18 protein-coding genes are annotated in these 17,306 nt (G+C 73.0%); 11 read left to right on the top strand and 7 right to left on the bottom strand.

What is annotated here, in order from left to right; translation table 11 throughout:
- Positions 1 to 31: 31 nt before the first annotated feature.
- Both RGQ06_RS07885 and RGQ06_RS07880 read right to left on the bottom strand, forming a co-directional pair.
- On the bottom strand, positions 32 to 1,042 hold the full coding sequence (locus RGQ06_RS07885) for an MBL fold metallo-hydrolase (RefSeq protein WP_432427116.1): 1,011 nt from the start codon (positions 1,040 to 1,042) through the stop codon (positions 32 to 34).
- Positions 1,043 to 1,077: 35 nt separating this feature from the next.
- Positions 1,078 to 1,734, bottom strand: coding sequence for a TetR/AcrR family transcriptional regulator (locus RGQ06_RS07880; RefSeq protein ID WP_432427117.1), 657 nt, complete (start codon positions 1,732 to 1,734; stop codon positions 1,078 to 1,080).
- A gap of 132 nt (positions 1,735 to 1,866) precedes the next feature.
- Here RGQ06_RS07880 and RGQ06_RS07875 point away from each other — a divergent pair, with 132 nt between their 5' ends.
- Positions 1,867 to 2,838 carry an NAD(P)-dependent alcohol dehydrogenase gene (locus RGQ06_RS07875; protein WP_432427708.1) on the top strand — a complete coding sequence of 324 codons (972 nt, stop codon included), beginning with the start codon at positions 1,867 to 1,869 and terminating at the stop codon, positions 2,836 to 2,838.
- A 33-nt stretch (positions 2,839 to 2,871) separates the two neighbouring features.
- On the opposite strand, the gene RGQ06_RS07870 is transcribed toward RGQ06_RS07875, so the two are convergent.
- The 4 genes from RGQ06_RS07870 to RGQ06_RS07855 all read right to left on the bottom strand — a co-directional run bounded on the left by RGQ06_RS07870 (position 2,872) and on the right by RGQ06_RS07855 (position 7,046).
- Positions 2,872 to 3,423, bottom strand: a complete 552-nt coding sequence (locus RGQ06_RS07870; protein WP_432427118.1) for a DUF488 domain-containing protein — start codon at positions 3,421 to 3,423, stop codon at positions 2,872 to 2,874.
- Positions 3,420 to 4,589 carry an amidohydrolase gene (locus tag RGQ06_RS07865; protein ID WP_432427119.1) on the bottom strand — a complete coding sequence of 390 codons (1,170 nt, stop codon included), beginning with the start codon at positions 4,587 to 4,589 and terminating at the stop codon, positions 3,420 to 3,422. Before RGQ06_RS07865 ends, RGQ06_RS07870 begins: the two co-directional genes overlap by 4 nt.
- On the bottom strand, positions 4,586 to 5,683 hold the full coding sequence (locus RGQ06_RS07860; protein ID WP_432427120.1) for a diaminopropionate ammonia-lyase: 1,098 nt from the start codon (positions 5,681 to 5,683) through the stop codon (positions 4,586 to 4,588). The genes RGQ06_RS07865 and RGQ06_RS07860 overlap by 4 nt, the downstream gene beginning before the upstream one ends.
- 121 nt (positions 5,684 to 5,804) lie before the next feature.
- Positions 5,805 to 7,046 (bottom strand): DUF222 domain-containing protein, encoded by a 1,242-nt coding sequence (locus RGQ06_RS07855; protein ID WP_432427121.1) that lies wholly within the window; start codon positions 7,044 to 7,046, stop codon positions 5,805 to 5,807.
- Between the two features lie 59 nt (positions 7,047 to 7,105).
- Here RGQ06_RS07855 and RGQ06_RS07850 point away from each other — a divergent pair, with 59 nt between their 5' ends.
- A complete protein-coding gene (locus tag RGQ06_RS07850) occupies positions 7,106 to 7,480 on the top strand; it encodes a VOC family protein (protein ID WP_432427122.1) in 375 nt (124 codons plus the stop codon).
- A 53-nt stretch (positions 7,481 to 7,533) separates the two neighbouring features.
- The gene (locus tag RGQ06_RS07845; protein ID WP_432427123.1) at positions 7,534 to 7,884 is read left to right on the top strand and encodes a DUF427 domain-containing protein; all 351 of its coding nucleotides are present in this window, start codon (positions 7,534 to 7,536) and stop codon (positions 7,882 to 7,884) included.
- 19 nt (positions 7,885 to 7,903) lie between these two features.
- Here RGQ06_RS07845 and RGQ06_RS07840 read toward each other — a convergent pair whose 3' ends face one another.
- Positions 7,904 to 8,206, bottom strand: a complete 303-nt coding sequence (locus RGQ06_RS07840) for a hypothetical protein (RefSeq protein ID WP_432427124.1) — start codon at positions 8,204 to 8,206, stop codon at positions 7,904 to 7,906.
- 244 nt (positions 8,207 to 8,450) lie between these two features.
- Here RGQ06_RS07840 and RGQ06_RS07835 point away from each other — a divergent pair, with 244 nt between their 5' ends.
- Genes RGQ06_RS07835 through RGQ06_RS07800 form a run of 8 tightly spaced genes read left to right on the top strand, consistent with a single transcriptional unit; the run spans position 8,451 to position 17,275 of the window.
- On the top strand, positions 8,451 to 8,912 hold the full coding sequence (locus RGQ06_RS07835) for an NYN domain-containing protein (protein ID WP_432427125.1): 462 nt from the start codon (positions 8,451 to 8,453) through the stop codon (positions 8,910 to 8,912).
- Positions 8,913 to 8,936: 24 nt separating this feature from the next.
- Entirely contained in the window at positions 8,937 to 9,188 is a 252-nt protein-coding gene (locus tag RGQ06_RS07830) for a hypothetical protein (protein WP_432427126.1), read from the top strand.
- Complete coding sequence (locus RGQ06_RS07825) at positions 9,182 to 9,493, top strand: type II toxin-antitoxin system PemK/MazF family toxin (RefSeq protein ID WP_432427127.1); 312 nt, start codon at positions 9,182 to 9,184, stop codon at positions 9,491 to 9,493. Before RGQ06_RS07830 ends, RGQ06_RS07825 begins: the two co-directional genes overlap by 7 nt.
- A 57-nt stretch (positions 9,494 to 9,550) precedes the next feature.
- Positions 9,551 to 10,426 carry an MBL fold metallo-hydrolase gene (locus RGQ06_RS07820; RefSeq protein WP_432427128.1) on the top strand — a complete coding sequence of 292 codons (876 nt, stop codon included), beginning with the start codon at positions 9,551 to 9,553 and terminating at the stop codon, positions 10,424 to 10,426.
- 27 nt (positions 10,427 to 10,453) lie between these two features.
- Entirely contained in the window at positions 10,454 to 10,828 is a 375-nt protein-coding gene (locus RGQ06_RS07815) for a peroxiredoxin family protein (protein ID WP_432427129.1), read from the top strand.
- A gap of 15 nt (positions 10,829 to 10,843) precedes the next feature.
- Positions 10,844 to 11,449 carry a TlpA disulfide reductase family protein gene (locus tag RGQ06_RS07810; protein WP_432427709.1) on the top strand — a complete coding sequence of 202 codons (606 nt, stop codon included), beginning with the start codon at positions 10,844 to 10,846 and terminating at the stop codon, positions 11,447 to 11,449.
- A gap of 50 nt (positions 11,450 to 11,499) precedes the next feature.
- Complete coding sequence (locus tag RGQ06_RS07805) at positions 11,500 to 13,890, top strand: xanthine dehydrogenase family protein molybdopterin-binding subunit (RefSeq protein WP_432427130.1); 2,391 nt, start codon at positions 11,500 to 11,502, stop codon at positions 13,888 to 13,890.
- A 49-nt stretch (positions 13,891 to 13,939) separates the two neighbouring features.
- Positions 13,940 to 17,275 carry an ATP-binding protein gene (locus tag RGQ06_RS07800; RefSeq protein WP_432427131.1) on the top strand — a complete coding sequence of 1,112 codons (3,336 nt, stop codon included), beginning with the start codon at positions 13,940 to 13,942 and terminating at the stop codon, positions 17,273 to 17,275.
- The last annotated feature ends 31 nt before the right edge of the window (positions 17,276 to 17,306 follow it).

The following is a 17,306-nucleotide window of genomic DNA, read 5'->3' as shown; positions in this document are numbered from 1 at the left end:
AGCGCTGCGGTGCCGCGCACCGACCGCTGGCTCAGGCCAGGACGTACCGGGTGCCCACCGCGCTCGGGGCGTAGCGGCCGCCGGCGAAGCGGTCGGCCATCGCTGCCTTGGCCCGCCAGCCGGTGCAGTGGCCGGGCGCGACGAACGCGGCGCCGATCCGCTCGTCCAGGTCGCGCACCGTGGCGTCGATCCGGCCCTCCACCGACGCGCCGGCCAGGTGGTAGCCGCCGAGCACGAGGTCCACGGGGGCATCGTCGTGGGTGGCGACCGCCTCGAGGCAGGCGTTGACCACGCCGGCGTGCGAGCAGGCGGACAGGACCGTGACCCCTCGGCCCCGCACCCGGAACGACAGGCACCGCTCGTCCATGATCAGCGGGTCCTCGACCGCCTCGTCACCGGTGAAGGTGAGGTGTCCGGGCAGCCCGGTCTCGTAGTCGGTCTGGCGCTCGATGGCGCCGCTGCCCACCAGCAGCTCCCCCACCGGGTGCCGCTCGCCGTGGCGGACCACGTCGCCGCCGGACGCCTCGAGCTCGGCGAACGTGGGCTCGTCCGGCAGGAACACGACCCGACCGTCGGGCATGGCCGTGCCCCGCTGGTCGGGCCGGTCAGGGTGGACGTCGACCACCGGCGGGGCCAGGCCCGCGGCGGCGCGGGCCGCACTGATCGCCTCGATCACCACCGGGAACCCGCCGCTGTGGTCCCAATGCCAGTGCGACAGGAACACGGTGCCGATCGTGGCCAGGTCGATGGACAGCCGCTCCGCGTTGGCCAGCCACACGTCGCCGTAGGGCCCGACGTCGAACAGCACGGTGCTGGTGGTGTCGCCGGCCCGGGCGGTGACGAGCGCCGAGAAGCCGTGGCAGGCCACGCACAGGTGACCGAACGCCTCGATGCCGTCGCGCCCGGCCCGGTGGTGGGCGATGTCCTCCCGGCCGAGCAGCCCGGCGATCTCGGGCAGCCGGGGCGTGCCCGGATCGGGTGAGGACAGCGTGTCGGTCTCGTTGTCGACCACCACCGTGATGAACGCCGCATCCAGCTCCATGGTCGGAGTGTCACACACCGCGCCGACCCTGGCGCCTACCTCGCCGCGGCGACCGCCAACCCGTCGAGGACGAGGTCCAGGCCGAAGTCGAACTCGTCGGCGAAGCGGTAGCCGGGCTGCAGGACGTGCTCGCCGGCCATGCGGGCCAGGTGCGGGAACTGCTCGGGGTCCATGGCCCCGAGGGTCTCCTCGACCACCGGCTCGATCGCGTCGCCGTCGTCGAAGGGAAGGGTGAGCTCCTGCAGCACGAAGCCGTAGACGTAGGCGTCGAGGAGCGCGATGGCGTGGGCGACGAGCGTGAGGTCGAGGCCGGCGTCCAGGCCGATGCCGATGACCGCATCGTGGTGCCGCAGGGTCTCGGTGCCGGGTGAGGTCCGGGACTCCATGAGGTTCAGCGCCCACGGGTGGCGGAGCAGCGCCGCCCGCTGGGAAACGGCCCGATCCCGCATGGCCGAGCGCCAGTCAGGGGCGTCGCGGGGCACCTCGATCTCACCGAAGACGGCGTCGACCATGCCGTCGAGGATGTCGTCCTTGTTGGCGACGTGGTGGTAGAGCGACATCGCCTCCACGCCCAGCTCCTTGGCCAGGCGGCGCATGCTCAGCGAGTCGATGCCCTGGTGGTCGGCCAGCGCCACGGCCGCCTCGATGGCCCGCCGGCGGCTCAGCGGTTCCCTTGCCTTGCTCCTCGCCACGGTCCCTCCTCGGATCGGCCCTTGACGACCTTACACCGTACGTTTACGGTGTCGACCGTGAACTTACAGCGTAAGAACGAGCTGCAGGAGCGGGCCATGACCACCACGGAGAACAGCCAGACCGGCACGCGCATGCGCGCCGTCGTCCAACACGAGTACGGCGGACCGGAGACGCTCCACCTCGGCGAGATCGACCGACCGGCGCCGGGTGCGGGCCAGGTGCTCGTGGAGGTGCGGGCCGCCGGCGTCGAGCGCGGCGTGGAGCACCTCATGACCGGCCTGCCCCTGCTGGTCCGCCCCGTCTACGGTTGGCGCCGACCGAAGGACCCCGTGCGGGGCCGGGAGGCGGCGGGTGTCGTGGCCGCGGTGGGCGAGGGCGTGACCCGGTTCGCCGTCGGGGACGAGGTGTTCGGCATCGCCGAGGGGACCTTCGCCGAGTACGCGGTCGCCGAGGAGACCAAGCTCGCCCGCCTGCCGGCCGGCATGTCGTTCGTCGATGCCGCAGCGCTGCCCGTCTCCGGCATCACCGCGCTGCAGGGCCTGCTCGAGGTCGGCGGCCTGGAGGCGGGACAGGACGTGCTCGTCATCGGAGCGTCGGGCGGTGTCGGGACCTTCGCCGTGCAGATCGCCCACGCCGCAGGGGCCACGGTCACCGGCGTGAGCTCGGGCGCCAAGGCCGACCTCGTCCGCTCGCTCGGCGCCGACCACGTCATCGACCACACGAGCGAGGACTTCGCCGCCGGCGACCGGCGCTACGACCTCGTCTTCGACACCGGCGGCAACTCGTCGCTGCGCCGGCTCCGGCGGGTGCTGCGCCCGGACGGCACCCTCGTGCTGGTGGGCGGCGAGAGCGCGGGCGGGAAGCTGCTCGCCGGGTTCGACCGCCAGCTGCGCGCCGTCGTCCTCTCCCCCTTCGTCAGCCAGCGGTTGAAGATGCTCATCGCCACCGAGGGCCACGAGCACCTCGAGCAGCTGGCTTCGATGGTCGAGCAGGGGACGCTGCGCCCCGCCGTCGGCGCCACCTACGCGCTGGCCGACGCACCCCAGGCGATGCGCGACCTGGCCGAGGGCCGGGCCCGGGGGAAGCTGGTCGTCACGATCTGACCCGGGGATGCGCCGCCCGCCGCGACGGGCGGCTCAGTCCTCCGGTGTGAACAGCGGCGGAGCGACGCCGACGTCGTAGATCACGTGCTCGTCGTGGAGACGAGCTTCGGGGGTCGGGTCGTGGCGGGCGAGCCGGCCGTCGTGGAACAGGTGCTCGACCACCACGTGGTGGACGAGCACCAGGTGGTCGGCCAGCAGCCGGCGGTGGCAGCGCCACCAGACGGACTCCGAGCACATCACCGCCACGCTCTCGTCCTCGGCGATCTGGAGGAGCTCGGCCACGCCCTCGAGGAACTCGTCGGTCTCCATGTGGTCGGCGTAGGCCCGGAACTGCTCGTTGCGCAGGCCGATGTGGGGCGAGTCCGGCCCGAGCTTGCGCCGCCCGCCAAGCGACTCGAGGTGCTGGTACCCGACGCCGTGCTCGGGCAGCCACCCCGCCATCGCCTCGGAGGAGAACTGCGGGTTCCGCCGGCTGCCGGGGAAGCGGCGGACGTCGACCAGCTCGGTGACGCCCGCGCCCCGCAGCAGCTCGCCGAGCTCGTCGGCATCCGCGGTGCCGTGACCGACGGTGCGGATCGTCGTCATCGGGACCCCAGCACGTCGCGGACGAGGCCTGTCCAGTACGCGACGCCGAACGGCAGGGCGTCGTCGTTGAAGTCGTAGTGCGGGTTGTGCAGCGTGGCCCCGTGGGAGCCCTCGGTCCCGTTGCCGATGAGGACGAAGCAGCCGGGCCTGTGCTGGAGGAGCTGGGCGAAGTCCTCGGAGAAGCCCATCCGCGCGTGGTCGGTGTCGATCTCGGCCCCGGCGACACCGCCGACGGCTCGGGCCGCGACGTCGACCTCGGCCGCGGTGTTCACCGTCGGCTCGAAGGCCCGGTCGTAGCGGAGCGTGGCCGTGGCCCCGTGGGCGGCGGCGGTGCCCTCCACGATCGCGCCCATCCGGGTGCGGATCGCCTCGCTGACGTGCTCCTCGTAGCCGCGCACGTCCCCGCGGATCGTCACCGTCGTGGGGATGATGTTGGGGGCGCCGTCGGTGACGAGCTCGGTGACCGACACGACCCCGTGGTCCTGGGGGGCGAGGGCACGGGACACGATGCTCTGGAGGCCGATCACGACGTGGGCGGCGGCCACGAGCGGATCGATGGTGCGCTCCGGCGCCGACGCGTGGCCACCCCGCCCGTGGACCTCGACCTCGAAGCGCTCCTCGTACGCGGTGAACGGCCCGGGCCGGGTGGCGAAGCGGCCCACGGGCAGCCCCGGCAGGTTGTGCATCCCGTACACGGCGTCCATCGGGAAGCGCTCGAGGAGCCCGTCATCGAGCATGGCCTGGGCTCCGCGCCCGTTCTCCTCGTCGGGCTGGAAGACGAAGTGCACGGTGCCGTCGATGTCAGAGCCGTCCGGGCCGGTGTCGGCGGCCAGGTGCAGCGCGGCGCCGAGCAGCATCGTGGTGTGGCCGTCGTGGCCGCAGCCGTGGAACGCCCCCGGCGCCTGCGAGCGGTGATCGAAGGTGTTGGCCTCCTGGATCGGCAGGGCGTCGAGGTCGGCACGCAGCCCGATGCTGCGGCTCGACGTGCCCCGCCGCAGCGTGGCGACCACGCCGCTCCCGCCGACGCCGCGGGTGACGTCGAGACCTGCCGCGGCCAGCCGTTCGGCCACCAGCTCGGCGGTGGCGTCCACGTCGAACGCGGTCTCGGGGTGCCGGTGGAGGTGCCGGCGCAGCGAGGCGAGATCAGCCTGGTCGGGCGCGGTCACGACTCGCCCTCCGGTCCTTCGGTGACGAAGGCCAGCACCCGGCTGCCCTCGGAGAGTCCCAGCGCCTCGCGGTGCGAGCCGGCGTGGTGCACCCCGGCGACGCCGGCGGCCCCGGAGGGGGTCGTGGCCATCCCGTGCTCGTCGAGCACGGCGACGGTCTCGTCGCAGCGCTCGTCGGTGATGGTGACGAAGTGGTCTGCGTCGCGGGCGAGGGCGGCCAGGGCGAGGTGCGACGGTTCCTTGCAGTCGAGCCGGCCCATCGACGAGACCGGCCCCGGGGCTGCCACCGGGCGGCCGGCAGCGACGCTCTCCAGCAGCGCCGGCGCAGCCGCTGGTTCGACCACGACGACGGTGGGTCCGTCGCCCCAGCGGTCGCGGACCAGGGCGGTGACCGCGGCGGCGAGGCCGCCCACCCCGCACTGCAGGACCACGTGGGTCGGCGGCTCCTCGATGGCATCGGCGACCTCGGCGGCCATGATCAGGTACCCCTCCATCACCAGGGTGGGCAGCTCGACGTAGCCGGGCCAGGAGGAGTCCGACAGCAGCGTCCACCCGTGCGCCTCGGCGTCGGCCATGGCCGCCGCCATCGCCGCCTCGTAGTCGTCGCCGGAGCGGACCACGCGAGCGCCGCGGGCCCGCAGCCGGTCGACGAAGGCCTCGGGCACGGTGCGGGCGAGGTGGATGACCGCCGACGCGCCGAACACCGGCGCCCCCGCCGCCACCGAGAGCCCGTGGTTGCCGGCGGACGCGCACACGAACGTGGTGCCGGCCAGCGCGGTCGACATCGTGGCCTGGTCGGCCGGTTCGCCCGGCGCATCGACCGCTCGGGCCGCGAGGCGGGCGATGGCGTGGGACGCCCCCAGCGCCTTGAAGCTGCCCAGCCCCATCCGCTGGCGCTCGTCCTTCAGCCACAGCTGCCCGACGCCGATGGCACCGGCCAGGTCTGGAGCCGGGACCAGTGGCGTCGCGGCTGCGACCGGGCAGCGGGCGTAGAGCGCCTGGGCGTCGGTGGGATCGGCGACGACGCGTCCCGTCGCCAGGCCCTCCTGGCGGGGGAGCCCGCGGCCGCGATGGGGGTTGGCGAGGTGTCGCATGGATCCGTCAGGCAGTGTCGCACGCCGTCGCCGCGGAGTCTCGGGACGTCGACGGTGCTGGCCCGAGCGCACGGGCGCGCCGATGCGCCGCCGAGCACGCAGGTCTCGGCGGCACACCCGCTCAGTTGTCGCGGCCTCGCGCTCCCGGGGCCATCGGCTCGTACCACTTCCAGTTCGCCCGCTCCCCGGTGGGCCCGGCATAGGGGGCGACGTCGGGTGGCGGGCCCGTGGGCGGTCTGGCCACCGACGAGCCGTCGAGCGTCCGCCCGTTCACGTCGGTGACGGTGACGGCGTGGCCCGGACCGGAGATGGTGATCAGCTTCCGGTGGTGGAGGCGGTGGTGGAACGGGCATACGAGCACCAAGTTCCAGAGCTCGGTCGGGCCGCCCTTCTCCCAGTGCCAGATGTGGTGGGCGTGCAGGCCGCGAGTCGCCCCGCACCCAGGAACGGCGCACGTCGGGTGGCGGTGCTCCAGCGCCCGGCGGATGCGGCGGGGGATCTCGCGGGTCTCCCGCCCGACGCCGATCGGCTTCCCGTCCCGCTCGAACCACGTCTCCACCCGAGCGTCGCACGTCAGGTAGAGGCGCTCGGCCTCCGACAGCGCCGGTCCGAGGTGCAGCGAGCCGATCTGGGACTCCACGTCGAGGTGGACGACGACCGTCGTGCGGTGGCCGTGGGGCCGGGCGACTGCGTCGGCATCCCAGCCGTGCTCGACGAGGCGCATGAACGCATCGGCCACCGTGGGGAACGGCGGTGCCTCCTCCGACGCCTTGTCCCGCTCGCCGTGGTCCCGCTTCCACTCGGCCACCAGCGCATCGAGGTGGGATTGCAGGGCGGCGTCGAAGACCGCGGCGTCGATGTAGGGCAGCTTGACCCGCCAGATGGCGAACTCGGCGTCGGTGATCTTGGTGACCGATCGCTCCGGCTCGGCCGGCGGCTCCGTGTCCGGCTTGGGCGCCAGGTTGAGCGCCGTGCGCAGCTGGGACACGGTGGCCGACTGGGCGAGGCCGGCGTAGTGCTCGTCGGAGCCGTCGATCGCCTTCTCGGCGATGACCGCAACCTGGTCGAGCGACAGCGAACCCTCCCGCAGCCCGCCGACGCAGCGGGGGAACGCCTCGGCCCGGCGGGCCACCTCTGCCAGCGCCTTGGCGTGGGAGTACGACGACCCCGTCTTCCACGCCACGCAGCTCTCCAGCGACCGGGACCCGGTGATCGCCCACAGGTCGTCCTCCTCGAGCTCCCGGACCACGTCGACGATCTGGGCGTCGATGACGTTGCGCTGACCCTGCAGCTCGGCCAACCGCTCGAACAGCGCGCCGACCCGGGCGTCCTGCCCGAGTCGGGGTTCGGTCGTGATGGCCATGGAGCGATCGTCGCACGACCCCAGTGACAGGAACTCCGGGCACCCGTACCGTGGGCGCCGTGCTGCGACCCCAACCCATGGTGGTGGTGCGCGACGTCGAGGCCGCGTCGCGCTGGTTCCAGGACGTCGTCGGCCTGACGTCGGGCCATGGCGGCGACGAGTACGAGATGCTCCTCGACGGCGACGAGCTCGTGCTGCAGCTCCATCGCTGGGAGGCCGACGAGCACCCGGAGATGGGCGACCCCGACGACCCGTCACGCGGCAACGGCATCCTGCTGTGGTTCTCCACCGACGACGTCGACGCCGTGGTCGAGCGGGCCCGCACCACGTCCGCCGACGTGATCGACGGACCGCTCGAGAACCCCAACTCCCACCTGCGGGAGATCTGGCTCCGGCATCCGGACGGCTACGTCGTCGTCGTTGCCGGGCCGTAGGAGCAGTCCGACCCGCATGGAATGGGCAGCAGCTCATCCCCGTTGCACGGAGCATGACCCAGGGACACACGATCGAGACCCGCCGCGAAGACGTCCACGTGGAGGTCCGCCTCGACGGGACGGTGGTCGCCAGCTCCGACCGGCCCGTCCTGCTCGACGAGACCGGCCTCCCCACCGTGCACTACCTCCCCAAGGCGGACGTGCAGGCCGAGCTGCGACCGATCGCCCTGCGCACGCACTGCCCGTTCAAGGGCGACGCCTCCTACTGGACCATCGAGACCGAGAGCGGCACCCACGACGGCATCGCCTGGAGCTACGAGGAGCCCAAGGAGGGCGCCGAGAACATCCGAGGTCTCGTGGCGTTCTTCGCCGACCGGGCCGAGGTCGTCGTCGGCGCGGGCTGAACCTTTCCGGACGATCCGATCAGCTCAACCGAGTCGCGGTCAGGACCAGTCCGACGAGCGTGGCGTTGCTCGCCACCATCCCGAAAAACAGCTTGACGAGGAGTCCGGAGTGGGCAGCGTGCATCTCCGCCCGAAGCTCGGCGAAGCCCGCCTGCATCTCGCTCCGGAGACCACCCACCTCGGCGTGAAGGTCACGCGTCGTGACGACGTCACCCCATCCGACTGGTGGCAGCAGGTCCATCATGATCGAAGCTCTCTCCGGTCCCATCTGCTCCTCGAGCCACTTGAACACCTCGTGGCGCTGGAACTCGCTGACGTACATGCTCGCACCTCCGATCTCGGAGCGGAAGGGCGCTGCAGCACCGAGTCGCCAGGGAGGCGGCGAGGACTCCAAGCGTACGAGGGGCATCCGACAGGAACCGGTACCCACGCCGAGATCCTCGTGGTGACGGGCAACCTCCGCGCCAGCTGACGACCCACCTTTGGGCAGGGACCCGTCACGGTCACGGCGTACCTCTCTCCACAGGCCGGGTTGCGGTTCCCGGCCGAGACGACGGGGGCCGACCATGACCGGCACAGCTAGGCGAGCACTCCACCTGCTCGACGTCGAGTACCTGGGACTGGGGCCGAAGCTGACGTCGCGCGACCTCGAGCTCGTGCTGCGCCACTACCGGCCCATGGTCGGCTGGCACGTCGGCGACCACCTCGTCGGTGCCGCCTCCCACTTCGTGTACCGGCGCATCGCGTTCGACTGCGACCGCGACCTGCGCCTGCTCCCTGCCGGCCGCGGTCCCGACGCCGCTGACCTGCGCCTCATCGACGAGGCCACCCACGTCATCGACCTCACCCGCTACGACCGCGTCGTCGTCGCATCCGGCGACCACATCTTCGGCATCGTCGCCGACGCCGCCCACGATCTCGGCCTCGAGGTCTGGGCCGCTGCCTACGAGTTCAACCTCGCCCGCTCCCTCGCCGCCGCCGTCGACCACGTCGTGGACCTCACCGTCGGCCACGCCCTGGCCGCCTGAACTACACCCCGTATACTGGCGGGTATGACGACGCCGGTGCCCACCCGCTTCACGGACGAAGAGCTGGCGACCATCGATGAGCTCGTGGCCGCGGGCATCGGCGAGAACCGGTCGGCGGTGATCCGGCGGGGTGTGCACCAGCTCGCAGACGCAGTCCGCCGCACTCGCGTCGGCACGACGATCGCCGACTCCTACCGGGAGCGCCCGCAGTCCCCCGACGACGACGAGCTCGCGATGGCCAGCGCGATCGCGCTGACCGAGGCCGAACCGTGGTAGCCCAGGCCGAGCTGTGGCTCATGGAGACACCGAACCAGAAGCGCCGACCCGTGCTCGTCGTCTCCCGCGATGAGGTCATCCCGGTCCTGAACAACGTCGTGGTGGCTCCGGTCACGAGCACCGTCAGGAACATCCCGACGTGCATCCCCGTCGGCCCCGACGAAGGGATCGACCACGACAGCGTGGCGACCTTCGACAACCTCGCCGCCGTCCCCAAGTCGGTGCTCACGACCCGGCTCGGCGCCCTCGGCATCACCGGCCGGCGCCGCATCTGCGACGCGCTCGCAGCCATGGCCAACTGCTGAGCCGACCACGTCGGCATCGCGGCCGCATGCTTGGACCGCCTGCCTAGCGTGGACCCCATGGCACGGATCCAGGACCGGCACCCGGCGGGTGCGCCCGGGCCGTGGTTCGTCGACGACCGCTGCATCGACTGCGACGCCGCCCGCCACGTCGCCCCCGGCCTCGTCGAGCGCAACCCGGCCGACGGCGTGTCGTACTTCGTGCGCCAACCGGAGACACTGGAGGAGGTGGCGATGGCGTGGCGGGCGGTCGAGGTCTGTCCGACCCGTTCGGTGGGCCACGAGGAGCTGCGCCGCCCCGAGCACCCCGCCTTCCCGCACGACCTGGGCGATGGTGTGCACCGCCTCGGCCACAACGCCGAGTCGTCGTTCGGCGCCCACTCCTACCTCGTGGTCCGGGACGGGGCGAACGTGATGGTCGACGCACCGCGCTGGACCCGCAGGGTCGTCGAACCGGTGACCGACCTCGGCGGCGTCGATCTCATCCTGCTCACCCACCGCGACGACGTCGCCGACGCCGAGCGCTACGCCGAGCACTTCGGCGCCGACGTCTGGATCCACGCCGACGACCGGTCGGCGGCGCCGTACGCCACCGCGCTCGTCGAGGGTGAGGAGCCGATCGAGGTCGGCGACGGCGTGGTCGGCTTCCCCGTCCCTGGCCACACGAAGGGCAGCGTGCTGTGGCACGTCGACGGCCACCTGCTCTTCTCCGGCGACTCGCTGGCCTGGGACCCGCCGCGCCAGCAGCTGAAGGCGTTCCGCCGTGCGTGCTGGTACTCGTGGGACGCGCAGACCGAGTCACTCGCCCGCTTCGCCGCCTCCGGTCTCACCTTCGACCGGCTCCTCTGCGGCCACGGCTGGAGCCACGACCTCGATGCGGCCGAGTTCCACCGCCACCTCGTCGAGCTAGTCGAGCGGATGCCGAGCCAGCGCTGAGCACCCGCCCCGCTACGGTCGCCGTCGATGCCCAACGACACCGCGATCTTCGCAGGCGGCCCGCGCATCGACCCGGCGACGGCCGAGTCGACGCTCGGCTGGATGCTGAAGCCGGAGGGTCTGTGCCGTGACGACACGTGCGTGCTGGTCCCCGATCGGGACGCGCTGGTGTCCGATGGTGGCGTCGACGTCCGGGTGCTCGGCGAGCTGCTCGATCGCCCCGTGGCGGTCGACGACGCCTCCGGCACGACGGCGGTGGGTGCGCCACGAGGTGCCCGCCGCTCGGCGCTGCAGGAGCTGCGGGCGCCGGACTTCTCGCTCCCCGACCTCGACGGGACGTGGCACTCGCTGTCGGACCACCGAACCAAGAAGCGGTTGCTCGTCGCCTTCTCCTCGTGGTGAGGGTGCGCCTACGACCTGCCCGGGTGGCAGGCGCTGCAGGACGAGCTGGCTGACGACGGCTTCCAGGTCATCGCCGTCGCGATCGACGAGGACGCCGACAAGATACGGCCCTTCACGGAGGGCGTGACCTACCCGGTCCTGCTCGACGCCGATCACGTGGTCACCGAGCTCTACGCCATCTCGAACGTGCCCACGGTCGTGCTCATCGACGCCGACGACACCATCGTGCAGCCGAACTGGAACGCCTACGCCACCGACACGTTCAAGGACTTCACCGGCGTGGACTCCGGCCGGCAGCTCGACGCGATCCGCACCTGGGTGCGAGACGGCACCCCGCTCGTCGACGAGGACACTGCGCGCGAGGCCGTCGGCGACCTCACCCCGGACGAGGAGCAGGCCAAGCTGCTCTGGCGCATCGCGCTCCACCACCGGGACGCCGGGGACGACGACGCGGCCGCCCGCTGCTGGGACCGGGCCGCCGAGCTCGCCCCGCACGACTGGACCATCCGCCGCGCCATGCTCCCCCTCCGGGGCCGTGACCCGTTCGGCGACGAGTTCTTCACGCTCGCCGCCGAGTTCCAACAGGCCGGCCGGCCGTACCACGGGATCTCCGACCGGTAGCGAGCTGGGTCGGATCACCCTCCGGCCCCCACCGCCATAAGGTCGCCGAAGTGACGACCAGCACCGAGACGCACGGCTCCATCCTCGGCACCCGCGTGGTGCGCACGGAGGACCCGGAGCTGCTCCGCGGCGCGGGCCGCTACGTGGCCGACCTCCCGCTGGAGGACCCGCTGCACGCCGTCTTCGTCCGCTCCGACACCGCCCACGGCACGATCACCTCCATCGAGGTGGAGGAGGCCCGGGCCATGCCGGGCGTCGTCGCGGTGTGGACCGCCGCCGACCTCGGCGTCGGACCCCACCACGGGTTCGTGCGCCTGCACGACGACTTCATCCGGGCGCCGCTGGCGGAGGACCGCGTCCGCTTCGTCGGCGAGGCCTTCGCCGTGGTGCTGGCCGAGACGCCCGCCCAGGGGGAGGATGCGGCCGCGATGGTGTGGGCCGACATCGACCCGCTCCCCGCCTCGGTCGACCCCGAGGACGCCCTCGCCCCCGATGCCACGCCGATCGTCCCCGGGCGCGACGACAACCTGGCCGTGTCCGAGTCCTCGGATGCGCCGCTCGACCTCGAGGCGGTATCGGACGTCGTGGTCCGGGGCCGCTACGTGAACCAGCGGGTGGCCGTCGCGCCGATGGAGGTGCACTGCTTCGCCGCCGCGCCCGCCGAGGACGGCCGGCTCACCGTGTGGCCGGCCAACCAGTTCCCCCACCTCGTCAAGGGCGGCCTCGCCCGGGCGCTCGGCATGGAACCCGACCAGATCCACGTCATCACCCCGAGGGTCGGTGGCGGCTTCGGTGGCAAGGCCGGCCCGCAGCACGAGTACACGGTGGTGGCCGCCGCCGCCCGCCGGCTCGGTCGCCCGGTCGTCTGGGTGCCGGGTCGCAGCGAGGAGATGCAGGCCATGCCCCACGGCCGGGGGCAGATCCAGTACGCCGAGCTGGGCTGCCGCGCCGACGGCACCTTCACCGGCCTGCGCGTCCACCTGGTGGGTGATGCCGGCGCCTACCCGGGGGTCGGGGCCGCCCTGCCCGGCGGCACCCGCCGCATGTCGCACGGCACCTATGCCTTCCCGGCCATCGAGTTCGACATCGCCGTGGCCGTCACCAACACCACGCCGGTGGGCGCCTACCGCGGCGCCGGCCGTCCCGAGGCCACGGCGCTGCTCGAGCGGCTGGTCGACCAGGCCGCCCACGAGCTCGACATCGACCCCATCCGCCTGCGCGAGCTGAACCTGCTCGGCGACGACGTCTTCCCCTTCACCACGCTCACGGGCAACACCTACGACAGCGGCCGCTACCTCCTCCCCCTGCGCACCGCCGCCGACGTGGTCGGCTACGACGACCTGCGCCGGGAGCAGGCCGAGCGCCGCGAACGGGGCGACACCCGCCAGCTGGGCATCGGGGTCGCCGTCTACGTCGAGATCACCGCCGGCGGCGGGGCCAAGGAGAACGGGCGCGTCGAGGTGCACCCCGACGGCACCGCCACCATCTTCGCCGGCACCTCCGCCCACGGCCAGGGCCACCAGACGTCCTACGCCATGCTCGTCAGCGCCCAGACCGGCATCCCCGTGGAGGACATCGTCCTGGTCGACGGCGACACCGACCGCATCCCCGAAGGTGGCGGCACCGGCGGCTCGCGGTCGATGCAGCTCGGCGGCTCCGCCGTCAACCAGGCAACCGAGGCGCTGGTCGACGCCGCTCGCTCACTCGCCGCCCGGCTCCTCGAGGCCGACGAAGCCGACATCGTCGTCGACACGAGCACCGGCACCGTCGGCGTGCAGGGCGTGCCCGCTCGCGGGTTGGCCTGGTCCGAGCTGGCCACCCGAGCCGCCGAGGAGGATGGCGGACCCCTCGCAGGCGACGCCCTGTTCGAGCAGGCCGGCGCCACGTTCCCCTTCGGCGCCCACATCGCCGTGGCCGAGGTCGACACCGAGACCGGGAAGACCCGGCTCGTCCGCCACGTCGCCGTGGACGACTGCGGGACGGTCATCAACCAGCTGCTCGTCGAGGGCCAGCAGCACGGCGGCATCGGTTCGGGCATCGGGCAGGCGCTGTACGAGGAGGTCCGCTTCGACGAGGACGGCAACCCGCTCACGTCGAACTTCGCCGACTACGGCTTCCCGTCCGCCGCCGAGATGCCGAGCTTCGACGTCCGCTCCACCGAGACTCCCTCGCCGCTCAACCCCCTCGGCGCCAAGGGCATCGGCGAGGCGGCCACCATCGGCTCGACGCCAGCGGTCCAGAACGCGGTGATCGACGCGGTGTCGCACCTCGGCGTGCGCCACATCGACATGCCCTGCACGCCCCAGCGGGTGTGGGAGGCCATCGAATCCGCCCGGAACGGCGACGCCGACCCCTGGCGCGAGCCGCCGGCCGTCTTCGCCACCCTGGCCAAGGGATCCGACGTCGACGAGGCCGCCGCCGCAGCCGCCGACGGGATCTGACCGACGCTGATCGGAGCGGCCTCGCGAGCAGCGTCGTAAGGTCGGCGCCGTGAGCGACCCCGGGTCGCTCCACCTCCTCGGTGCAATCCGCATCGAACGGGACGGAGTGACCATCCCGCTGCGTGGTTCGCAGTGCCAGCTGCTGCTCTCCTACCTCGCGCTCGACCGGGACCGCCCCGTCCCCGTCGAGGAGCTCTCCGACGTGCTGTGGGGCGACCATCCGGGTGAGCACTGGCGGGGCGCGCTGCGCGGGCTCGTGGCCAAGGTCCGCACCTTCCTCGATCCGCTGGAGACCGCGGTGTGCCTCGAGGGTCACCGGAACAGCTACTCCCTGCACTGGGTCGACCCGCCGCCGATCGACCTCGTGCGCGCCGAGCGCCTGGAAGCCACCGCTCGGCAGGCGCTGCTCGACGCCGACCACGAGGCCGCGGCGACCGCTGCCACCGAGGCGGCGAGGGCGCTGGCCGAGCCGCTCCTCCCCGGCGTGGAAGCCGACTGGCTGAGCGCCCCACGGGCCCGCCAGGCCGAGACCTGTCGACAGGCGCATCGCACCGCTGCCCGAGCCTGGTCGGCTCTCGGGCGCCACGACCTCGCGGTCGTGGCCGCCGAGGCCGCCGTGCGCAGCGATCCCTACGACGAGGTCAGCCAACGGACGCTGCTGACCACGCACCTGGCAGCCGGGAACCGCACCGCCGGGCTCCGCGCCTACGAGCGATTCCGGCAGCTCGCGACGACCGAGCTGGGCGTGGACCCCGACGAGCGAACCCAGGCGCTCTACCTCCACCTGCTCGGGCCACCCACCGACGCGATCGCCGCCGGCGGCTTCGACGATGAGGGCGACCCCTTCGTCGGGCGCGAGACCGAGCTGTCCGTGATCGCCGGCGCCTGGGCCGTCGCGCAGTCGGGACGACGCATGAGCGTCGCCCTGCACGGTGGCGCCGGCGAGGGGAAGACCCGGCTCGCCCTCGAGGCGGCGCACCGCACGGGGGCGACCGTGCTCTACGGCCGCTGCACGAGCGAGCGGGCGATCCCCTACCAACCCTTCGTCGAGGCCATCGAGGCCCACCTGTCCGCGCTCGACGACGACCGCCGCGACCGGATCGTGGGGGATCTCGGCGCCGCGCTCCAGCTGCTCGGAACGGGGCCGGGGGACGGTGAGCGGCGCCCGCCAGGACCCGGGTCGGACACGGACCCGCTGCAGCGATCCATCGCCTTCGACGCCGTCGCCACCGCGGTCCGGCGCATCGCCGCCACCCCGATCGTGCTGGTCATCGACGACGTCCACTGGGCCGACGCCGCCACCCACCGGCTCGCCCGCCACCTCCTGCGCTCGCTCGAGGAGGACCCGGTCCTCGTCCTCACGACCTTCCGGGACGACGAGCCGCCCGATGAGGAGCTGGCCCGCACGGTCACCGAGCTCCACCGCCTGGGTCGGTACCGCACGCTCCCGGTCGGCGGACTGACCCCCGAGGACGTCGCCGTCCTCCTGCGCCGCTCCGGTCCGGCCGGGCCGGCGGAGGCTGCCGCGCTGCACGAGCGCACCGGCGGGAACCCGCTCTACCTCGGGCAGCTCATCCGGGCCCGGAAGGAGGCAGGCGTCGACGACGGCGAAGCGGTTCCGGCGACGGTGCGGGAGCTGATCGCCCACCGCACCGCGACCCTCGATCCCGCGGCGCACCTCGCCCTGGACGTCGCGTCGGTGCTCGGGACCACGATGACGGGGCAACGCCTCGATGCCGTCCTCGCCATCGCCGGGACCCCGACGGATGCGGTGGACCGACTGGTGGAGCGGCGCTTCCTCGTCGAGCTCGGCGGTGACCGGCTCCGCTTCGACCACGTCATCGTCCGCGACGCCGTGTACGGCCAGCTCCCGGACCGCAAGCGCCGTCGACTGCACAGCTGGGTCGCCCGGGTGCTCGACGGGGGTGACGAGGACGTCGACCCCGCCGTGCTGGCCCACCACTACGAGGCGGCGGGCGACGACGACGACGTGCACAGCTGGTACGAGGCGATGCGCCGGACGGCCGACCACGCCATGCGCGTCCACGCCTACGAGCAGGCCGTCACCTGGACCGGCCGCATCCTGGGTCTCGTCGGCCGTCGGCCCGAGGCCGGCCCCGTGCTCGACGTGCTGCTCCTGCGCGGCGCAGCGCAGCGGCGGGCCGGCGACCTCGTGGGGGCGACGGCCACGTTGCGCGAGGCCCGCCAGCTGGCGCTGGACGAGGGCGCCAGCGACCACGTGGCTGATGCCGTGCTCGAGCTCGTCGGCCACGCAGGTCGCGGGGCGGACGTGCACCTCCTCGACACCGAGCGTGCCGCCCTGCTCCGCGAAGCGGTCGAGGTGCTGGGTTCCGGATCGCCGCAGCGCCGGGCTGCGCTGCTCGCCGAGCAGGCGCTCGCGCTCCTCCTGATCTCCGGTCGCTCGGACGAGGTCGCCCGGATCGCGGCGCAGGCGCGCCGGATCGCCTCGGCCGCCCACGACCCGCAGGTCGACGCCGACACGATGGTCGCCGGACGGCTGCTCCACCCGACACCGGACCGAGCGGGCGACCGGCGCCAGCAGATCGACGCGCTCGTGGACGAGCACGGCCACCGGCTCAGCGAGGAGCAGCTCATCCGCCTGCAGCTGTGGCGGGTGACCGACTGCTTCGAGCTGGGCGACCGGGTTCGCCTCGACGTCGAGCTCGCGTCCCTGGCGCGCATGGCCGAGATGCTGGACCAGCGGTACTGGGGGTGGATCGCCACCACGTGGCAGGCCATCGATCGCTTCGTGCAGGGCGACGAGGGCGAGGCGGAGGCGCTGACCGCACAGGCGCTGGCCGCGGTCGAGCCGATCGGCCACCCGGAGCCCCCGCTCGCCCACGGCATCCAGATCGTCGGCTTCCGGCTCCGGCAGGGACGGGGCCCTGAGATCGCCGACGTCCTCGATCAGGTGTCGGCCGGCGCGCCCGATATACCCGGTTTGCGGTGTGCCCGGGTCGCCGCCCTGGCCTCGGCCGGTCGCCGGGAGGAGGCTCGCGCCGAGATCGACGCGATCCTCGCCGACGACCTGCGTGCCCTGCCCCGCGACACGACCTGGGGACCGTCGCTCGTCCTGTTGGCCGAGGGCTGTCACGACGCCAGTGCTCCGGAGGCGGCGGTTGCGCTGCTCCCGCTGCTGCACGAATTCCGGGGGCGGTTCGTGACCGCCAACGCGTTCGGGGCCGGCGGTGCGTGCCACGCCCCCTACGACGAGGCGATCGCGCTGGTCCACCGGTGCACCGGTGCCGAGGATGCCGCACGGCAGGCGTTCGACGATGCGCTCGCCGCGTGCCGGCGCTTCGGCGCCCACGGGCTCGCCCGCCACATCGAACGCCGGGCGGCGCAGCGGCGACCCAGCACCTGACGGCTCGCGCTTCGTTCGCGCTCGGTTCCTA

It is taken from the genome of Salinilacustrithrix flava (genome assembly GCF_041228405.1).
GTDB classification, from domain to species: Bacteria; Actinomycetota; Acidimicrobiia; order Acidimicrobiales; family Salinilacustritrichaceae; genus Salinilacustrithrix; species Salinilacustrithrix flava.
Note: the sequence above shows the minus strand (reverse complement) of the source record. Positions and strands in the feature narration are given on the sequence as shown.

What these genes read in the sequence shown, in the direction of transcription:
- RGQ06_RS07885 (WP_432427116.1), bottom strand. Translation starts at nt 1,042, where the DNA reads ATGGAGCTGGATGCGGCGTTCATCACGGTGGTGGTCGACAACGAGACC.
- RGQ06_RS07875 (WP_432427708.1), top strand. Translation starts at nt 1,867, where the DNA reads ATGCGCGCCGTCGTCCAACACGAGTACGGCGGACCGGAGACGCTCCAC.
- RGQ06_RS07870 (WP_432427118.1), bottom strand. Translation starts at nt 3,423, where the DNA reads ATGACGACGATCCGCACCGTCGGTCACGGCACCGCGGATGCCGACGAG.
- RGQ06_RS07860 (WP_432427120.1), bottom strand. Translation starts at nt 5,683, where the DNA reads ATGCGACACCTCGCCAACCCCCATCGCGGCCGCGGGCTCCCCCGCCAG.
- RGQ06_RS07855 (WP_432427121.1), bottom strand. Translation starts at nt 7,046, where the DNA reads ATGGCCATCACGACCGAACCCCGACTCGGGCAGGACGCCCGGGTCGGC.
- RGQ06_RS07845 (WP_432427123.1), top strand. Translation starts at nt 7,534, where the DNA reads ATGACCCAGGGACACACGATCGAGACCCGCCGCGAAGACGTCCACGTG.
- RGQ06_RS07840 (WP_432427124.1), bottom strand. Translation starts at nt 8,206, where the DNA reads ATGTACGTCAGCGAGTTCCAGCGCCACGAGGTGTTCAAGTGGCTCGAG.
- RGQ06_RS07835 (WP_432427125.1), top strand. Translation starts at nt 8,451, where the DNA reads ATGACCGGCACAGCTAGGCGAGCACTCCACCTGCTCGACGTCGAGTAC.
- RGQ06_RS07830 (WP_432427126.1), top strand. Translation starts at nt 8,937, where the DNA reads ATGACGACGCCGGTGCCCACCCGCTTCACGGACGAAGAGCTGGCGACC.
- RGQ06_RS07820 (WP_432427128.1), top strand. Translation starts at nt 9,551, where the DNA reads ATGGCACGGATCCAGGACCGGCACCCGGCGGGTGCGCCCGGGCCGTGG.
- RGQ06_RS07815 (WP_432427129.1), top strand. Translation starts at nt 10,454, where the DNA reads ATGCCCAACGACACCGCGATCTTCGCAGGCGGCCCGCGCATCGACCCG.